Source organism: Yersinia sp. 1252 StPb PI (assembly GCF_048593885.1).
GTDB lineage: Bacteria > Pseudomonadota > Gammaproteobacteria > Enterobacterales > Enterobacteriaceae > Yersinia > Yersinia enterocolitica_E.
Genome location: NZ_JAZGQE010000096.1, coordinates 1 through 18,046 on the forward strand (window position 1 = coordinate 1; position 18,046 = coordinate 18,046).

Genomic DNA, 18,046 nt, shown 5'->3' on the forward strand with positions numbered 1-18,046 from the left:
TAATAAAGTTAATTTGCTATTATTGAGAATAATCTTGTTTTGTGGGAATTGTCTTATAATAATATGGCGGTTATGATTGAGTTATATCTGATGCTCTGGTTGGTCATGACTTACTTTGTTGTTGATATAGGCTGCTGTTATTTTTATGTTTCTCTATTTTATCGATAAATAATATCGAGATTGTATTGATTGTTAGTCTATTGAAGGGGATATAGATGATGATCCTAATATCCCCAATCATCTTCACTCCCGCTCTAAAGCCCTGATAGGGTCCATCTCGGCTGCCCGTTTGGCAGGGAAAAAACCAAAAATAATCCCAATCAAACTAGAACATATAAAGGCCATCATGATGGATGTTGTTGAATAAACCATTGAAAAGTTACTACTGAACTGACTGAATATCAGGCCGATTACTAGCGATAATATTACGCCAAGGCCGCCGCCCAATAAGCACACTAATACCGCCTCTATCAAAAACTGCTGCATAATATCGCTGGCACGGGCACCAACCGCCATCCGCACGCCTATTTCTTTAGTACGTTCGGTGACCGATACCAACATAATATTCATCACTCCAATACCACCAACGACCAAGGAAATAACCGCAATCATTGATACCAGCAATGTCATGGTTGAGGTGGTCTTCTTAATGGTTTGACGGATACTGTCGGTATTCATCACGAAGAAATCCTGTGTCCCGTGACGTTGAGTGAGCAATTTTGTTACACCCTGCTCAGCATTAGCCAGATCAATATCATCGTTCACCCGCACGGTAATACTCTTGAGATAAGACTGGCCGAGCATACGTTTCATCGCCGTCGTATAGGGGATCCACACATTGAGGTTCTCGTCGCTACCAAAACCACTTTGTTTCTTGGCCGCCACACCAATCACGCGGCAGGGCAGAGCGCCAAGTAAGATAACTTTTCCGATGGGGTTTTCGCCCTGGGCAAACAGCTTATCGCGGGTGTTTTCATCAATGACTGCCTCTTGTATCAGGCCATCGACGCTAGCACGGTTAAAGGCCATTCCCTGGTTGATATTGTAGCCACGCACCAGAAAATATTGCTCACCGACCCCATTGACGGTGCCACTGACCGATTTATTACCATAACGTAGCGTGGTGCTGGTCGAAACCGTTGGTGTCACGCTGTGAATATAACCTTGTTGTGCCAGGGCATCCGCGTCGGTCGCCCGTAGAGTATGGATCGCCGCTGAGCGCATATCACCAAAATCCTTGCCGGGGAAAATCTCCAGCGTGCTGGTCCCCATCGCATTGATATTAGCCAGAACCTGTTGTTGCGAACCTTTTCCTAGTGCCACCACCGATACCACCGAGGCAATGCCAATAATAATCCCCAGCATGGTCAGTACGGTGCGCAAACGCTGTGCGGCCATCGCCAGTATTGCCATTTTAAACGCCTCTTGTAGGCGGTCGCGCTGCGCTTTCCACGAGGTGAGTAGTGGTTTATTGGCAATGTCTGGTTCTTGTGCGACGGTTGCTGTACTTACTGATGTTGTCGACTGCATTTGTCGGTCAGCAATGACCTCGCCATCTCTCAATTCAATAATTCGCTGCGCATGTTCTGCAATCGACATATCGTGGGTGACAATTACCACGGTGTGGCCTTGCTGGTGTAAGTCTTTAAGGATATTTAAAACTTCATGACCACTGTGAGTATCAAGTGCTCCGGTGGGCTCGTCGGCCAGAATAACTTCCCCGCCGTTCATTAGTGCCCTGGCAATACTGACCCGCTGCTGCTGCCCACCGGAAAGCTGGCTTGGGCGATAATCCAGCCGCTCGGCCAGACCGAGGCGAGACAACAGGCTGGCGGCTCGCTTTTTACGTTCCTCGCGATTGATACCGGCGTAAATTGCCGGAATTTCCACATTCTCCCGCGCACTCAAATCATTTAGCAGATGGTAGCGCTGAAAGATAAAGCCAAAATGTTCACGGCGCAGTTCGGCGAGCGCATCACGGTCCAAATGTTGCGGGATCCGGCCAGCGACCAGATATTCGCCTGCGCTGGGTTTATCCAGACAACCGAGAATATTCATTAGCGTTGATTTACCGGAGCCTGATGCGCCAACAATCGCCACCATTTCTCCGCTGTAAATAGTTAGATTGATATTTTTCAGCACTTGAACCGTCTGTTCGCCATTAATAAATTCACGGCTGACATTATCAAGCTGAAGTAAGATCTTACTGTGGTTGAGCTCTGGCATCAGTTACATCCCCATCGGCGGCCCCATACGTTGGGCCTTATTGTTGGCGGTGGTACTGCTGCCTTGGCTGACGATCACCTGTTCTCCGGCTTGCAGGCCTGAGAGGATCTGTGCATCAACATTGTTATTTAGCCCAACGGTCACTTCACGCCAACCGATGTTGCCGTTGTTGCTCACCACTTGAACCTGATACTTTCCTTTTACGTTGTTTAATGCGGTCGCGGGGATAACGATGGCGTTCTCGGCTTTGTTGAGCACGATGTAGACCTGCGCGGTCATTGAAATTCGTAACGCGCCATTTGGGTTAGCAACATCAAACAGGCCGTTATAATAAATGGCAGTGCTACTGGAACTGGAGCTGCTACTGGAGCTGGATGAGGTGGTGGTGGTTTCATCGTTGATCGAATCAGGCGCCGGTTCTATTGCTCGCAGCGTGGCACTGAATCGTTCTTCAGGCTCACCTAAAATAGTGAAGTAAACCGGCATACCGGCTTTAACTTTCACCACGTCAGCCTCAGAAATTTGTGCTTCTATCGTCATGGTGTCGAGCTGAGCGACTTTGATAATCGTTGGCGCACTTTGTACTGCGTTGACGGTTTGCCCCTCTTCAACCGGGATAGCCACCACGGTACCTGTGATGGGTGAGCTGATTTTAGTGTACCCAAGATTGAGTTTGGCGGTACTGACGGCAATTTCCGCCTGTGCAATCTGGGCATCGAGCGCAGTAATTTCCGCCTGAGTGCTTTCTAATGTGGCTTTGGCGCTATCAAAATCAGCGCGTACGCCGAGACCTTTGGCCAAAATTTGCTGCTGCCGCTGGTAGGTCAATAGGTTGTTTTTCTGTGTTGCCACTTTCGCCGCTCGTTGGGCGAGCACATTTTTCAGCGCTTCTTCGGCATCTTTCAGGGTATTTTGCTGAGTCAGATCATCAATTTCAGCCACTAACTGGCCTTTCTCAACCTGCTGTCCTAGGGTGACATGGAGCGCTTTGATTTGCCCTGAAACCTGAGCCCCAACAGTGACTTGTTTTTGTGCCTTGATGGTGCCATCAGCCAAGACAGTTTGTTCCAGAGTGCGAGTTTCGGCGGCGGCGGTGATGTAAGCGGGTTTATCCGCCGGTGAAATCAATCTGAATAGTAGCACGCCGCCCGCTATCAGCAGCAGTACAGCCAGCCCGATAAAGCGTCGTTTCGACCTTGTAACCTGTTGCATAATCAATCAAAGATCCTTGAACCACAATGAAGAAAACGGTGAAACCAAATGCAGGGGGGATAATTTACCGCCAACACCGATGAGTGTGAGTTAAGTGAGATTCAAGAATATGTAAGGATTGAGTAAAACCGGCTGCGCGCGAGTCAAATAGGCATGAAAATAGCCGAAATCAGGCAGGAGAGTTAAAAATGAAGATTTTGTTAGTCGATGATGATGTGGAACTGGGCACTATGCTGAGAGAATACCTGAGCGGTGAGGGCTTTAATGCCGAATTGGTATTGACCGGTAAAGCGGGTATTGCCGCTGCCTTATCTGGAGACTATACCGCCTTGATCCTCGATATTATGTTGCCTGATATGAGTGGTATTGATGTTTTGCGGCAAGTGCGTAAAAAAAGTCGCTTACCGATCATTATGTTAACCGCCAAAGGGGATAATATTGACCGGGTTATCGGGCTGGAAATGGGGGCAGATGACTATATGCCTAAACCCTGTTATCCCCGTGAGCTAGTCGCACGCTTGCGCGCAGTATTGCGCCGCTTTGATGAACATCCTGAAATACCGTCAGCCGATGACAGTATCATCAGCCATGGCGACCTCACACTCAACCCGTCAACGCGCAGCAGTGAATGGCAGGGTAAACCGTTTGATCTGACTGCATCGGAATTTAACTTGTTGGAACTGCTGTTGCGTTCACCAGAGCGGGTGGTTACCAAAGATGAGTTATCCGATAAAGGATTAGGCCGACCACGGGAAGCCTATGACCGCAGTGTTGATGTGCATATCAGCAATATACGTCAAAAACTTGCAGCCCTGCCGGGGAACAATCTGAATATTGAAACGGTACGTAGTATTGGTTATCGCATCAGATAATAGCCTTGGGTGGAGTGAGATTGCTTATGCGCGGACGGTTGTTTTGGAAAATTCTGCTGGGTTTTTGGTTTACCTTTATTTTAATGACCCAGATGCTGTGGCTGGTGTTCTCCTTTTACGGCAATCGCCATGAACCCCCTGAGCGTGAAATGGTGCGGCAAATTGCCAAATTACAGGTTGCCTCGGCGGCGTCGGTATTACATTCCGGTGGTTTGCCTGCGCTAAGTACCATGACAGCTAACTGGTCGGAGGCAGCTAAAGCCCATTTTTCTGTATTACCGGTGGCGGTGCTGCCACCGTTGACTGAAGAGGCGCTTACCGGGAAATCGATTCCCCAAGGCGGTGAACCTGAGTTTTATCGTCGTGAGGTTACCACTTGGGCCCAAGGCCCTGATGGACAAAACTATCGCGTCAGTTACGACATCGATGGCTTGCGCCCCGTTAATCAGCAGGGTGGCCCCGATGAAAAGCGCCATGAAATACTGAATATTCCTATCCCTATGATTTGGATGGGCGTATTAGGCGGTTTGTTCTTCAGTGCGTTATTAGCCTGGAATCTAACGCGGCCGATGCGCCAGTTACGTGCCGGTTTTGAACGGGTGGCACAGGGGGATTTGTCGGTACGATTGCTGCCGGTAATGCGGCGGCGTCATGATGAGCTGACCGAAGTTGCACGTGACTTTGACTCAATGGCCGAACGGCTCGAAGCTCTGGTCAGTGCGCGGGAACAACTACTGCATGATGTGTCCCATGAGTTGCGTTCTCCGCTGGCGCGTTTGCAACTGGCGATTGGCTTAGCGCACCAGAATCCCGGCAATGTTGAAAGCTCATTACAGCGTATTGAGCATGAATCGGAACGGTTGGATAAGATGATTGGTGAGTTGCTGGCACTTTCACGAGCTGAAAACCACCTTCTGGCTGACGATGACGAGTATTTCGATTTGCATGAGTTGGTCAAAGTGGTGGTAAATGATGCGCGCTTTGAGGCACAGGTGCCGGGCGTTGAGATCTTGCTACAGGTGTTGCCCCCTATCGAGTATACCGTCAGAGGTAATGCTGAATTGATGCGACGGGCTATTGATAACATTGTCCGCAATGCGCTGCGTTTCTCCGTTCATGGGCAACAGGTAAAAGTGACACTTTCGCTGGTGGATAAGAGTTATCAGATTCAGGTTGCTGACCAAGGACCAGGCGTTGAAGAGAGCAAGTTATCCAGTATTTTTGACCCCTTTGTGCGCGTTAAGTCGGCGATGTCTGGCAAAGGTTATGGCTTGGGATTGGCCATTACGCGTAAGGTGATTCAGGCCCATGGCGGGCAGGTTGAAGCACGCAATGGTGAGCAGGGGGGATTAGTGATTACACTACGGATTCCACGTTGGCTTGCAGTAGAGTAGTTTGACAGTAACGGTAATAGCAGAAAACAAAAACGGCACCCTTAGGCGCCGTTTTTTTATTCGTATGAGATTACTTCTTGATACGAATAATTGGTGTTTCACCAACGGTGACACTACCGGACAGCTTAATCAGTTCTTTGATCTCGTCCATGTTGGAGATAACAACCGGCGTCAATGTAGACTTGGCTTTCTCTTCCAGCAGGGCCAGATTGAACTCAATAACCACATCACCTTTCTTGACGCGCTGGCCTTCTTCAGCGATGCGTTTGAAGCCTTCGCCTTTCAGTTCAACAGTGTCAATACCGAAGTGGACGAACAGCTCAATGCCGCTGTCTGATTCGATAGAAAAAGCATGGTTAGTCTCGAAAATTTTACCGATGGTGCCATCAACAGGAGCAACCATTTTATTGCCTGAAGGCTTGATAGCAATACCATCACCAACGATTTTCTCTGCAAAAACAACATCAGGAACATCTTCAATGTTGACGATTTCACCAGACAATGGCGCAACGATTTCAATAGTACCACTGTCTTTTTTATCATCTGAAACCAATGATTTCAGTTTATCGAACAAACCCATGATCTTCTCCTAAGTATTTATACTCGTCATACTTCAAGCTGCATGTGCGTTGGCTACGTTCAATCACCCGAATCACTTACACACAGTAAGCTCATCGGGACTCTCTCACTTGCCGCCTTCCCGCAACTCGAATTATTTAGAGTTTATATTGGGCAGCGTTCCAGTATCGTGGAATTAGCAGAGTGTTTTTTCTTCGATGAATGTGGTAATCAAATCCATCAATTCTTTCGCTGTTGGTTGAGCTAATGCCTGCTCTGCCAACACCTTCACATCTTCGAAATTTGTATTACGGATAATTTTCTTGATGCGTGGGATCGAAATCGCACTCATGCTGAACTCATCCAGCCCCATGCCCAATAGCAACAGTGTAGCACGTTCATCACCAGCAAGTTCACCGCACATACCGGTCCACTTACCTTCAGCGTGAGATGCATCAATAACCTGTTTGATCAGGCCCAATACCGATGGCGACATTGGATTATAGAGATGAGAAATCAGCTCATTGCCACGATCTACTGCCAGAGTATACTGAGTTAGATCGTTTGTCCCAATACTAAAGAAGTCAACTTCCTTAGCTAAATGGCGAGCGATAACCGCCGCCGCAGGTGTTTCAACCATTACACCGACCTCGATAGTTTCATCGAAGGCCTTGTTTTCTTCACGTAATTGGCCTTTCAGCAGCTCAAGTTCTGCTTTCAGTTCACGTACTTCTTCAACCGAAATAATCATCGGGAACATAATACGTAATTTGCCAAATGCTGAGGCTCGCAAGATTGCGCGCAGCTGTGCGTGCAGAATTTCTTTGCGATCCATAGCAATACGGATAGCTCGCCAGCCCAGGAATGGGTTCTCTTCTTTCGGCAGGTTCATGTACGGCAAATCTTTATCGCCGCCGATGTCCATGGTACGGACGATAACAGCCTGAGAGCCCATCGCTTCAGCAACGGCTTTATATGCCTGGAACTGCTCTTCTTCTGTTGGCAAAGAATCGCGGTCCATAAACAGGAATTCGGTACGATACAGACCAACACCTTCAGCGCCATTACGTTCAGCACCGGCGATATCACGCACAGTACCGATGTTGGCAACCACTTCAACCTGATGACCATCAAGGGTGATAGCAGGCAGGTCTTTTAATTTGGCCAGATCATTTTTCTCGGTGATGTATTGAGTATTCACCGCTTTCAACTGCTCAATAATATCGGCAGTCGGGTTTAAATAGACTTTGTTGTTTACTGCATCAAGGATCAAATAGTCGCCATTCTGGACTTGTTTGGTCACATCGGAGGTGCCGACGATAGCAGGGAGTTCCAACGAACGAGCCATAATCGAGGTGTGAGAGGTACGGCCACCTAAATCGGTGATAAACCCTAACACTTTATCCAGATTAAGCTGTGCGGTTTCTGATGGCGTCAAATCGGTGGCAACCAGAATAACTTCATCCTGAATGGCACTCAGATCAACAATGGTCAGACCGAGAATGTTCTTCAGCAGGCGTTTACCGATATCACGCACGTCAGCCGCACGTTCTTTCAGGTATTCGTCATCCAGTTCTTCCAGGGCTTTTGCCTGCCCTTCAATCACTGAATAAGCGGCTGCATCAGCAGAGGCATGCTCATCTTTGATGAGGGCTATGATTTCCTGCTCAAGCTCTTCGTCTTCCAACAGCATGATATGCCCTTCGAAGATGGCAGCTTTCTCTTCGCCGAGGCTTGCTTCAGCTTTGGTCTTAATCGCTTCTAACTGCTCAGACGCTTTGGCCCGCCCAGATTTGAAACGTTCGACTTCCTGCTCCACTTGGTCAGCAGAGATCTTTTTCCGGTTGATGACAATCTCATCTTCTTTCAGCAAAAGTGCTTTACCAAAAGCGATACCCGGTGATACTAAAATGCCTGAAATCATAACCCTACCTTACTCTTGACTGGTGTTAACTAAAAAAGCGTGCGTGATTACTCAAGCTCAGCCATCAGTTTTACCAGATGCTCAACAGCTTTCTTCTCATCTTCACCAACAGCCGAGATCGTAACAACAGTACCTTGGGTCAGGCCCAGAGTTTGTAGTTTAAACAGGCTCTTGGCGCTGGCGCTTTTACCGTTAGAGATCACAGTAATTTCAGACGCAAAGCCTTTTGCTTCTTTTACGAACTGGGCAGCCGGGCGGGTATGCAGACCATTTGGTGCAGTAATAGTAACTTCTTGCTGGAACATTGTATTTCCCCAACTTATTGGATTTATGTTGTGGAGCTAAAGTTTAGTGTAGAACCCAAACTTTAGCCTGTATTGGTGCGCGTATAACAAGACCATCTGACTTGCGCATGACTATGCCTCAACCACCGGCAAGTCACAAAGACAGTTTCTGATGCAACCTGAATTCAGGTCTAAAATCGACACTGTCGTATCTAAGAATAATGCTCTCTTTGCGTTATGTCTTCAATCCACGTTCGGTGATGACATTTTTTGTCGCATTGCATAATTGTTAAATCGATTCAGCCAGAGATTCACTCAAGATACGATTAATTTCGCGTATCAAAATAATTGACCGGTTAAATACTAAACCCAGAGGGTAAAATCAATCTTTATGTAGTAAAAACTTTGAAGTGCGCCACAAAAAAAGCACCCATGAGGGTGCTTTTTTAGCATTTAGTGCGACAGCCTGACTACTGTTGCAGCTCTTGCTCAGTGAACAAATCTGCAAACAAAGCTGTGCTTAAATAACGCTCACCCGAGGAGGGAAGAATAACCACAATTGTTTTGTCAGTAAAGCCATCTTCTTCGGAAAGTTTGACTGCTGCCGCAACTGCTGCACCGGAAGAAATACCGGCCAAAATACCTTCTTCGTCCATCAAACGGCGAGCCATTGAGATAGCTTCATCATTGGTTACCAACGCTACGCGGTCAACCAAACTCAGATCGAGGTTGCCGGGAATAAAGCCAGCACCGATACCTTGGATTTTATGTGGGCCGGGTTTGATTTCCTGTCCAGCCAAAGCTTGCGTGATAACCGGGGAGTCAGTCGGTTCAACCGCCACAGTGATAATCGCTTTGCCTTTGGTATTTTTAATGTAGCGGCTAACACCGGTCAGGGTACCACCGGTACCGACACCTGCGATAAAGACGTCTACTTCACCATCGGTATCTTCCCAAATTTCCGGGCCGGTGGTTTGCTCATGAATTTCCGGATTCGCTGGATTACTGAATTGCTGCAAAATCAGGTAACGGTCAGGGTCAGTTGCTTGAATCTCTTCCGCTTTAGCAATGGCTCCTTTCATCCCTTTGGCCCCTTCGGTCAGGACCAGATTAGCGCCGAGCGCTTTTAGTAGCTTACGGCGCTCAATGCTCATGGTTTCTGGCATGGTAAGGGTTAATTTATAACCGCGAGCGGCGGCAACAAATGCCAAAGCAATGCCGGTATTACCGCTGGTAGGTTCTACCAGCTCTTTGCCTGCGGTCAGAATGCCGCGCTTTTCGGCATCCCAAATCATATTGGAACCGATACGGCATTTAACGCTGAAACTTGGATTGCGTGATTCAACCTTCGCCAAAATGCGCCCGTTACCGATACGGTTCAGACGAACCAGCGGCGTATGGCCGATTGTTAAAGAGTTGTCTTCATATATCTTGCTCATAGCCCGTCCTTTAACTCTATGAAAATGTAGGAAACGTTCAAAGCATACGCTAACAGTATGGCTATGGAAGTAAGTAATTAGTATATCGATATGTTATTAGGAAATAAGTTTTAATCCCAATAGCTTTTGATCTTAACAATGAGGGCGTGGCTGGCACGCCCAGAGGAAATTAACGAGGTGGTTGAGTAAACTGGTCGCGGTAACGATCTACCCACATTGCGGTGGCTCCGCAAACGGCAACCGGCAGAATCACCAGATTAAGGAATGGGATCATAGTAAACAAACTCACCAGTGCACCAAATTGCAAGTTATCGACTTTATTCTGTCGCAATGCACTGCGCATCTGCTGGAAACTCACTTTATGGTTATCAAAGGGATAATCGCAATATTGAATTGATAGCATCCAGGCACTGAATAAGAACCACAATACCGGCGCAACGGTCTGACCAATGCCAGGGATAAAGTAGAGCAGCAGTAGCCCTAATGCCCGGGGCAGGTAGTAAGCCAGTTTTTGCCACTCGCGCGCCATGATGCGGGGCAAATCTTTAACTATTCCCCATATACCGGTGTCTGGCAGTGGTTTACCCGTCAGACTGGCCTCCAGTTGCTCAGCCAGCAAGCCGCTAAAGGGGGCTGCGATAATATTGGCCAGGGTACTGAACAGGTAACTGAATACCAGTAGCACCGAGATAACCATTACTGGCCACAACAAATAACTCAGCCACTGTAACCAGTCGGGAACATGGCTCATCAATTGTGGAACCCAATCACCTATACGGTTGAATAACCACCAGAAAGCGCCCCCCATCAGCAGAATATTTACCAGTAAGGGCAAAATAACAAATCGCCGGATACCCGGACGGGAAATTAATTGCCATCCTTGGGCAAAATAATGGACACCACTCACCTTTTTTACCGCTTTTTGCGTATACGCCATGCCATTCAGTTCTCTGTAAGTCTATTGACCCACGTATCATATCGGTATGATTTCCCACTGCATAGTCACATATTGTGCAAAAAACGAGCGAAAGATCTAGCATAATCATCTTTCTTCGAAGAAAATTGAGCACGGACTTGCACTTGTGTTCGTTGGCAAATAGAGTTAAAGGGTGAATGTTTGCCGCGGTGGCAATGTATTGGAACAACAGAGATAGTAATGATGCAGGATTTGCGTCTGATATTAATCGTTGTTGGCGCGATCGCCATAATAGCGTTGTTATTGCATGGTTTATGGACCAGCCGTAAAGAACGCTCTTCACTTTTTCGCGATCGCCCAGTTAAACGTCCGAAACAAGAACGTGTTGAAACCCCGATCGAGAGTCTCGATGAAGGGGTAGGAGAAGTGCGCGTCCGCACTGCTCATCCACAGGAGAAGCCTTCGTTTAGTCATATTGATGACGACGACGAAGACATGCCGGTTATTCAGCATACTGATACCAAACCGGCTCAGGTCAAGACGGAACCTCGTCACAAGCCTTTTGCTTCAGTGCCAACAGACTATGACGACCCTCTTTTGGGTGGGCTATCGGCTGAGCAACCACCGCATGCATCACCGCGTGATCCTTTGCTTGGATCGGTTGAAGAGTCGTATTCGCAACCGCGACACGCAGAGCCACAGCATGTGGCAGAACCTGCACCTCGTGTGGCACCACAACATGTGGAATCACAACCAGAGCCTGTCGCTCCGGCAGCAGAGGTGAAACCACAGAAACTGAAAGAGACCGTTTTGGTGCTGCATGTTGCTGCGCATCATGGTGGCGCTCTTGGCGGCGAGTTGCTGCTACAGAGTGTTCTTCAGTCTGGTTTCCAGTTTGGTGAGATGGGTATTTTCCATCGTCATCTTAGCCCGGCAGGCAGTGGCCCAGTATTATTCAGTTTGGCGAATATGGTAAAACCGGGTTCTTTCGATCCTGATACCATGTCTGATTTTTCAACGCCGGGTGTCTCAATGTTTATGATGGTGCCGTCTTATGGCGATGCCAATCAGAACTTTAAATTAATGCTGCAATCAGCCCAACGCATTGCTGATGATGTCGGTGGTGTAGTGTTGGATGATGATCGCCGCATGATGACCCCGCAGAAGCTGGAAACGTATAAGGCGCGTATCCGTGAAGTGCTGGATGCAAACGCTAGCGCCTGATAACGTTACCTCGCAATGAATCGAATTAACCCGAACCCCCGCATGCCGGGGGTTTTTTATCTTTGATGGTGAGCCATGGAATCGATAATTCAGCAAATTAATCAACTAAGAACCTCATTGCGCCATCACGAACATCTTTATCATGTGTTGGATGCCCCTGAGATCCCTGATGCTGAATATGACCGTTTGATGCAGCAATTACGTTCCCTGGAAGCACAACATCCTGAACTGATTACTCATGATTCACCGACACAGCGGGTTGGTGCCGCGCCGCTTGATGCATTTGAACAGGTTAGACACGAAGTGCCGATGTTATCTCTTGATAACGTTTTCGATGAAGAGAGTTACCTGGCTTTTGACAAACGGGTGCATGACCGGCTGAAAACCGCTGAACCGTTGACCTTCTGCTGTGAGCTGAAGCTCGATGGCCTGGCGGTCAGCCTATTGTATGAGAATGGTGAGTTAGTTAGAGCAGCTACCCGTGGTGACGGTACCACGGGTGAAAATATTACCGCGAATGTGCGTACCATCCGTGCCATTCCACTGCGCCTGCATGGGGATAATATCCCGCATCGGGTGGAAGTTCGCGGTGAAGTCTTTATGCCACAAGCCGGTTTTGAGCAACTTAACGAAGAGGCGCGTCGCAAAGGCGGTAAAATTTTTGCCAATCCACGCAATGCTGCTGCCGGATCGTTACGTCAGCTCGACCCCCGCATCACAGCCAAACGGCCATTAATGTTCTTCTGTTATGGTGTGGGTTTACTCGATGGCGGTGAGCTTGCGCGCAGTCATATTCAGCGTCTGATGCAATTTAAAGCCTGGGGTCTGCCGGTCAGTAATCGAGTGAAGTTATGCACCGGTAGTGATGAGGTAATTGCCTTCTATCGTCAGGTAGAGCAGGACCGTGCCAGTTTGGGGTTTGATATTGATGGCGTGGTTATCAAGGTTGATTCGCTCGACTTGCAAGAAAGATTGGGATTTGTAGCACGCGCACCCCGTTGGGCTACGGCGTTTAAATTTCAAGCGCAGGAACAGATAACCCAAGTTCGCGACGTGGAGTTTCAGGTGGGGCGCACTGGTGCTATCACCCCGGTCGCACGTCTGGAACCGGTGCAGGTGGCGGGCGTGGTAGTCAGTAATGCGACACTGCATAACGCCGATGAAATTGAGCGTCTTGGTATACGCATTGGTGATACCGTTATTATTCGCCGCGCTGGAGATGTGATCCCGCAAGTGGTTGGTGTGGTGATGGAACAACGCCCGCAGGATGCCAAAGAGATAGTTTTCCCGGAGCACTGCCCGGTATGTGGTTCTGATATCGAGCGGGTAGAAGGCGAGGCGGTTGCCCGCTGCACCGGTGGTCTGTTCTGCGCAGCACAGCGTAAAGAGGCGTTGAAGCACTTTGTCTCGCGCCGGGCGTTGGATGTGGACGGGATGGGTGACAAGATTATCGAACAACTGGTAGAGAAACAGTATGTCGAGAACCCAGCGGATCTATTTGAGCTGACCGCAGGCAAACTGACCGGTTTAGATCGGATGGGGCCAAAATCGGCACAAAATCTGATTGCGGCGCTAGAAAAGGCGAAGCAAACGACGTTTGCCCGCTTCCTGTATGCTTTGGGTATTCGTGAAGTTGGGGAGGCGACAGCGGCTAATTTAGCAGCTCATTTTCGCAATCTGACTAATTTGCGCGCGGCAGATATCGATGCATTAAAAAGTGTGCCAGATGTCGGGGAAGTGGTAGCCAGGCACGTGCGGAATTTCCTCGGTGAAGAACACAATCAGAAAGTGATCGAGGCGCTAGAGCAAGTGATTAGTTGGCCTGAGCCACAGCAAATTGTTGCTGCAGAGATTGATAGCCCCTTTGCTGGGAAAACCGTGGTGTTGACGGGGTCACTGACCATTCTCTCACGGGACGAAGCGAAAGATCGTCTGGCTGCTTTAGGTGCCAAAGTGAGTGGCAGTGTTTCCAAAAAAACGGATCTGGTTATTGCTGGTGAGGCGGCTGGCTCAAAACTGGCGAAAGCGCAGGAGCTTGGGATTACAGTCATTGATGAAGCGGAAATGATTCGTCTGCTGGGTGAATAGTGGTAACGCCAGAGGGCTGTATGGAAAAAGAGAATTTGATTGAGATTGCCAATACCCGGATGCCGTTTGGTAAATACCAAGGGCGGGTATTAATCGACTTACCTGAAGAGTACCTGCTCTGGTTCGCCCGCAAAGGGGAATTCCCACCAGGCAAGTTAGGTATGTTGATGGAGCTGACGCTGACCATTAAAATCGAGGGATTGGATAGTTTGGTAAAACCCCTCAAGCGTGGTTAATTTTACTTTCTAAAACAGGGCGATAGCCGTTATGTTGCCATCGCCCTATCACTGTTTAACCGAACATCAATGTTATTAAATATAAACGTCAATCTGGTTCTGTGCGGAAGGGCGGTTTACTCCATCACCGGCGGGCGCAGTTGCCGAATTGTTGTCACCTTCTTTGGTTTTATCCGCTTCCTTGGCCTGAATACGGGCAAGCTCAGCTTGCAGCGCTGCAATTTGACTCTGAATCTGTTGCTGCTGCTTTTGCAATTCATCCGCAGTCAAACCAGAATCTTTTAAGGTACTTAATTTTTCGGTCAGTTTTTGGATCTGCTGATTAATGGATTTAATTTGTGCCGCCGCACTGTTGTCAGAAGAGCTACTGCTGCTCACTGACACGGATGCTGCAGAGATAGTATTCGACATCATTATTCCTTAGTAAAACCTGGATGGAGTAATGCTTATCGACGGGAGGATATTAACCTTTAACTTTTGAGGGCTACTTTACACAATCTTATCACTTGCTTATCACTTGGTTGTTTTTTAAACGCCGCCATACTGTTCTGAAACGTTAAATTACCAAACGCAGTTCAGGCCAATGTTGCAGCCAACCTTTGCTATTTACCCGTTGGTAGTAGGTATCGACCTCACCGTTTTTCGGGTTCAAGGTGATCGTGCGGGTAAACAGTGCGTCCAAACCCAGTGGAGCCACCAGCTCAATATCGCCGCTTGCATTGAGCCTGGCACCGATTGCTGTTTCTACTTCAACCCAGTAGCTAATGGCATCGTCGGTACTGGTATAAGGTTGGCGACCCCTATGCAGGTGCATTCTGGCTTGATTTTTTACTGACCAGGGGAAGGAGAGATGCTGAGCCGCACTTTTTTGCTGTAGCTGCGCTTCGCGCTGTAAGTCATGCTGCTCGTGGGCATGTTGCTTATCGAAATAGACTAAATCGATGTCATTGAGTGCGGTCGCTAACGGGTACCCGTGCAATTGATCCCACACCAGATTACGCACAAATCCTGCCGCCAGACACCACTGCTTTAACCCGAGCTCTCGGGCAATCGACAAAGCCTGCATACGATGAGGGTCAGCCTGTAGCCATTGAATGATTTGTTGCTGCTGATTCATGCCTATTTCCACCGTAATCAATACCTTTGATTAGTTCGCAGGATAACAGAGATAAATGACAAAGAGTGAGGGAGGCTTACGCGAGAAAGCAAAAAACCGGCCATAAGCCGGTTTTTTAAAGAGTGGTGGAGCTAGACGGGATCGAACCGTCGACCTCTTGCATGCCATGCAAGCGCTCTCCCAGCTGAGCTATAGCCCCACAAATGTGGTTGTTCGTACTGACTTATCTATGATGCCACCTTTTTCCGGCCTGATGATGCAATCAAACAAGAAATTTGGTGGAGCTAGACGGGATCGAACCGTCGACCTCTTGCATGCCATGCAAGCGCTCTCCCAGCTGAGCTATAGCCCCAATGCGCACATAATAAATCGTGTGAACGGGGCGCATGATATGAAACCACTGAAACAGTGTCAACGGCTAATTCGATTTCTCGCGTTAAGCGCTGAAAAAGCCGCCAAATCAGCGGGTAATTAGCATTAAATATTATATGTCGCTCACAACTATCTAACGAGCAATAATAAAAAGGCGGCCTGAGTAGCCGCCTGATTGAATGAGCAATAACCGTATTATTGTTGTGTTTCGCGCTCGCTGATAAAGGCTAATGCTTTATCAATACGTGCCAGTGAGCGTGCCTGACCGATAGCATGGACAGTGACATCCATCCCTGGCGATTGACCCGCACCAGTGACTGCGACACGCAGCGGCATCCCCACTTTACCCATACCTACACCTAACTCATCAGCCGTGCCCTGAATCGCGTTGTGAACGTTTTCAGTGGTCCAGGCGGTGATGGCAGCGAGTTTGGCTTTAACTGCTTCAAGTGGCTGGCGGGCCACTGGGCGCAAATGTTTTTTAGCCGCATCAGCATCGAACTCGTCAAACTCTTCGTAAAAGTAACGGCAGGACTCGGCCATCTCTTTCAGCGTTTTGCAGCGCTCACCTAGTAGTTTTACGATTTCAACTAACTCTGGGCCATTACGGGTATCAAGCCCCAGTTGTTCAACATGCCATGACAGGTGAACAGCAACATGCTCTGGTGGCAGGCTATTGATATAGTGATGATTCAACCACTGTAATTTTTCAGTATTGAATGCACTGGCTGACTTACTGACCGCATCGAGGGTAAACAGCTCGGTCATCTCGGCCACAGAGAAAATCTCCTGATCACCATGAGACCAACCCAAACGCACCAAATAGTTCAGTAGTGCCTCTGGCAGATAGCCGTCATCGCGGTATTGCATAACACCAACAGCCCCGTGGCGTTTAGACAGTTTTTTACCGTCATCACCCAGAATCATTGATACATGAGCATACTCAGGCACTGGCGCGCCTAATGCTTTCAGAATATTAATCTGGCGCGGTGTATTGTTGATATGGTCTTCACCACGGATAACATGGGTGATTTCCATATCCCAGTCATCGATGACGACACAGAAGTTATAGGTTGGTGAACCATCGGTACGGCGGATGATTAAGTCATCCAGTTCCTGATTGCTGAATTCAATAGGGCCACGGATTTTGTCGTCGAAAATGACCGAGCCTTCCTGCGGGTTGCGAAAACGCACCACTGATGGCTCATCAGCGCCATGAGTGCACTGGCTATCGCGGCAACGACCATCGTAGCGAGGTTTCTCGCCATTGGCCATTTGGGTTTCACGCAACTCTTCCAGGCGCTCTTTAGAACAATAGCAGCGATAAGCGGTGCCCTTTTCCAACATTTGGTCAATCACCGCATTGTAGCGATCGAACCGTTTGGTTTGGAAATACGGGCCTTCATCCCAATCCAGATTCAACCAGTTCATACCGTCCATAATAGCGTCGATGGCTTCCTGAGTTGAGCGCTCAAGATCGGTATCTTCAATGCGCAGAACAAATTCACCACCTAAATGACGGGTGAACAGCCAGGAGTACAATGCGGTGCGTGCGCCACCTACATGGAGATAGCCGGTAGGACTGGGTGCAAAACGGGTTTTGATCTTCATTGGAATCGATGCCTTATTACGCTACGCCGGTCAGCAAAAGCTGACAGTTGCTCGAAATTTGAAAAAGTAGGCGACATTCTACCACCCTGTAGTAATTCCTCAACGATGTTACCGGTATGCAATTGATGATATTCCCATCATCTTTCAAATTGCAGGTGTGTTGGCCGCACTCACTCACCCGAATCACATACTTGGGTAAGCTCATCGGGTTCATTTGTTTGCCGCCGTCCTACACCTTGAAATATTTTGGGGATCATTTAATAAAGGTTCATAGCGGCGATAAATATCGCATCCTGTTTAAATTTGCGGCGAACGATTGTTTTCGTTTTAAAAACCGTTGACTCACTTCGAACTATCCCTATAATGCGACTCCAACAACACGGCGGGGCGATTAGCTCAGTTGGTAGAGCATCTCCTTTACACGGAGGGGGTCATCAGTTCGAATCTGGTATCGCCCACCAAACTCGACGTGTTATGCAATAAATGAGATAGATGAGGGCGATTAGCTCAGTTGGTAGAGCATCTCCTTTACACGGAGGGGGTCATCAGTTCGAATCTGGTATCGCCCACCAC

The 18,046-nt window shown here is 48.3% G+C and carries 15 protein-coding genes and 4 tRNA genes; 7 read left to right on the forward strand and 12 right to left on the reverse strand.

The annotated features are described in order from the left end of the window. Positions 1-243: 243 nt before the first annotated feature. Both V2A85_RS14425 and V2A85_RS14430 read right to left on the reverse strand, forming a co-directional pair. The gene (locus V2A85_RS14425) at positions 244-2,226 is read right to left on the reverse strand and encodes a MacB family efflux pump subunit (protein ID WP_420071699.1); all 1,983 of its coding nucleotides are present in this window, start codon (positions 2,224-2,226) and stop codon (positions 244-246) included. A gap of 3 nt (positions 2,227-2,229) precedes the next feature. Continuing rightward, on the reverse strand, positions 2,230-3,438 hold the full coding sequence (locus tag V2A85_RS14430; protein WP_083163425.1) for an efflux RND transporter periplasmic adaptor subunit: 1,209 nt from the start codon (positions 3,436-3,438) through the stop codon (positions 2,230-2,232). A gap of 188 nt (positions 3,439-3,626) precedes the next feature. Here V2A85_RS14430 and V2A85_RS14435 point away from each other — a divergent pair, with 188 nt between their 5' ends. Both V2A85_RS14435 and V2A85_RS14440 read left to right on the forward strand, forming a co-directional pair. Beyond that, the gene (locus tag V2A85_RS14435; RefSeq protein WP_420071700.1) at positions 3,627-4,310 is read left to right on the forward strand and encodes a response regulator transcription factor; all 684 of its coding nucleotides are present in this window, start codon (positions 3,627-3,629) and stop codon (positions 4,308-4,310) included. 26 nt (positions 4,311-4,336) lie between these two features. Then, on the forward strand, positions 4,337-5,704 hold the full coding sequence (locus V2A85_RS14440) for an ATP-binding protein (protein WP_420071701.1): 1,368 nt from the start codon (positions 4,337-4,339) through the stop codon (positions 5,702-5,704). A gap of 70 nt (positions 5,705-5,774) precedes the next feature. Here V2A85_RS14440 and crr read toward each other — a convergent pair whose 3' ends face one another. The 5 genes from crr to cysZ form a co-directional block, all read right to left on the reverse strand. Further along, positions 5,775-6,284: a PTS glucose transporter subunit IIA gene (gene crr / locus V2A85_RS14445; RefSeq protein ID WP_004392561.1), complete on the reverse strand. Its 510-nt coding sequence runs from the start codon at positions 6,282-6,284 to the stop codon at positions 5,775-5,777. 174 nt (positions 6,285-6,458) lie between these two features. Further along, entirely contained in the window at positions 6,459-8,186 is a 1,728-nt protein-coding gene (gene ptsI, locus V2A85_RS14450) for a phosphoenolpyruvate-protein phosphotransferase PtsI (protein ID WP_372559580.1), read from the reverse strand. A 47-nt stretch (positions 8,187-8,233) separates the two neighbouring features. After that, entirely contained in the window at positions 8,234-8,491 is a 258-nt protein-coding gene (ptsH, locus tag V2A85_RS14455) for a phosphocarrier protein Hpr (RefSeq protein WP_083163435.1), read from the reverse strand. A 449-nt stretch (positions 8,492-8,940) separates the two neighbouring features. Beyond that, the gene (gene cysK / locus V2A85_RS14460) at positions 8,941-9,909 is read right to left on the reverse strand and encodes a cysteine synthase A (protein ID WP_083163436.1); all 969 of its coding nucleotides are present in this window, start codon (positions 9,907-9,909) and stop codon (positions 8,941-8,943) included. Between the two features lie 169 nt (positions 9,910-10,078). Further along, positions 10,079-10,846, reverse strand: coding sequence for a sulfate transporter CysZ (cysZ, locus tag V2A85_RS14465; RefSeq protein ID WP_372559579.1), 768 nt, complete (start codon positions 10,844-10,846; stop codon positions 10,079-10,081). A gap of 219 nt (positions 10,847-11,065) precedes the next feature. On the opposite strand from cysZ, the gene zipA reads away from it, so the two are divergent. From zipA to V2A85_RS14480, 3 genes are all read left to right on the forward strand, one after another. Further along, positions 11,066-12,049, forward strand: coding sequence for a cell division protein ZipA (gene zipA / locus V2A85_RS14470; protein WP_420071702.1), 984 nt, complete (start codon positions 11,066-11,068; stop codon positions 12,047-12,049). Between the two features lie 75 nt (positions 12,050-12,124). Continuing rightward, entirely contained in the window at positions 12,125-14,137 is a 2,013-nt protein-coding gene (gene ligA, locus V2A85_RS14475) for an NAD-dependent DNA ligase LigA (RefSeq protein ID WP_420071703.1), read from the forward strand. Between the two features lie 20 nt (positions 14,138-14,157). Further along, positions 14,158-14,373 (forward strand): DUF3820 family protein, encoded by a 216-nt coding sequence (locus V2A85_RS14480; RefSeq protein WP_372559576.1) that lies wholly within the window; start codon positions 14,158-14,160, stop codon positions 14,371-14,373. A 75-nt stretch (positions 14,374-14,448) separates the two neighbouring features. Here V2A85_RS14480 and V2A85_RS14485 read toward each other — a convergent pair whose 3' ends face one another. From V2A85_RS14485 to gltX, 5 genes are all read right to left on the reverse strand, one after another. Beyond that, a complete protein-coding gene (locus V2A85_RS14485; protein WP_420071705.1) occupies positions 14,449-14,784 on the reverse strand; it encodes a FlxA-like family protein in 336 nt (111 codons plus the stop codon). 145 nt (positions 14,785-14,929) lie between these two features. Next, the gene (locus tag V2A85_RS14490; RefSeq protein WP_420071704.1) at positions 14,930-15,490 is read right to left on the reverse strand and encodes a nucleotidyltransferase family protein; all 561 of its coding nucleotides are present in this window, start codon (positions 15,488-15,490) and stop codon (positions 14,930-14,932) included. A 123-nt stretch (positions 15,491-15,613) separates the two neighbouring features. After that, positions 15,614-15,689, reverse strand: a tRNA-Ala gene (locus V2A85_RS14495). 77 nt (positions 15,690-15,766) lie between these two features. Continuing rightward, positions 15,767-15,842 (reverse strand) — tRNA-Ala (locus tag V2A85_RS14500). 215 nt (positions 15,843-16,057) lie between these two features. Continuing rightward, a complete protein-coding gene (gene gltX / locus V2A85_RS14505) occupies positions 16,058-17,473 on the reverse strand; it encodes a glutamate--tRNA ligase (RefSeq protein WP_372559573.1) in 1,416 nt (471 codons plus the stop codon). 385 nt (positions 17,474-17,858) lie between these two features. Here gltX and V2A85_RS14510 point away from each other — a divergent pair. After that, positions 17,859-17,934: transfer RNA gene (locus tag V2A85_RS14510), tRNA-Val, on the forward strand. Positions 17,935-17,969: 35 nt separating this feature from the next. Next, positions 17,970-18,045: transfer RNA gene (locus tag V2A85_RS14515), tRNA-Val, on the forward strand. The last annotated feature ends 1 nt before the right edge of the window (position 18,046 follow it).

Coding starts and splice junctions, on each gene's coding strand:
- V2A85_RS14435 (WP_420071700.1), top strand. CDS start 3,627: ATGAAGATTTTGTTAGTCGATGATGATGTGGAACTGGGCACTATGCTG.
- ptsH (WP_083163435.1), bottom strand. CDS start 8,491: ATGTTCCAGCAAGAAGTTACTATTACTGCACCAAATGGTCTGCATACC.
- ptsI (WP_372559580.1), bottom strand. CDS start 8,186: ATGATTTCAGGCATTTTAGTATCACCGGGTATCGCTTTTGGTAAAGCA.
- V2A85_RS14490 (WP_420071704.1), bottom strand. CDS start 15,490: ATGAATCAGCAGCAACAAATCATTCAATGGCTACAGGCTGACCCTCAT.
- V2A85_RS14480 (WP_372559576.1), top strand. CDS start 14,158: ATGGAAAAAGAGAATTTGATTGAGATTGCCAATACCCGGATGCCGTTT.
- V2A85_RS14425 (WP_420071699.1), bottom strand. CDS start 2,226: ATGCCAGAGCTCAACCACAGTAAGATCTTACTTCAGCTTGATAATGTC.
- ligA (WP_420071703.1), top strand. CDS start 12,125: ATGGAATCGATAATTCAGCAAATTAATCAACTAAGAACCTCATTGCGC.
- zipA (WP_420071702.1), top strand. CDS start 11,066: ATGATGCAGGATTTGCGTCTGATATTAATCGTTGTTGGCGCGATCGCC.
- cysK (WP_083163436.1), bottom strand. CDS start 9,909: ATGAGCAAGATATATGAAGACAACTCTTTAACAATCGGCCATACGCCG.
- V2A85_RS14430 (WP_083163425.1), bottom strand. CDS start 3,438: ATGCAACAGGTTACAAGGTCGAAACGACGCTTTATCGGGCTGGCTGTA.
- cysZ (WP_372559579.1), bottom strand. CDS start 10,846: ATGGCGTATACGCAAAAAGCGGTAAAAAAGGTGAGTGGTGTCCATTAT.
- V2A85_RS14485 (WP_420071705.1), bottom strand. CDS start 14,784: ATGTCGAATACTATCTCTGCAGCATCCGTGTCAGTGAGCAGCAGTAGC.
- gltX (WP_372559573.1), bottom strand. CDS start 17,473: ATGAAGATCAAAACCCGTTTTGCACCCAGTCCTACCGGCTATCTCCAT.
- crr (WP_004392561.1), bottom strand. CDS start 6,284: ATGGGTTTGTTCGATAAACTGAAATCATTGGTTTCAGATGATAAAAAA.
- V2A85_RS14440 (WP_420071701.1), top strand. CDS start 4,337: ATGCGCGGACGGTTGTTTTGGAAAATTCTGCTGGGTTTTTGGTTTACC.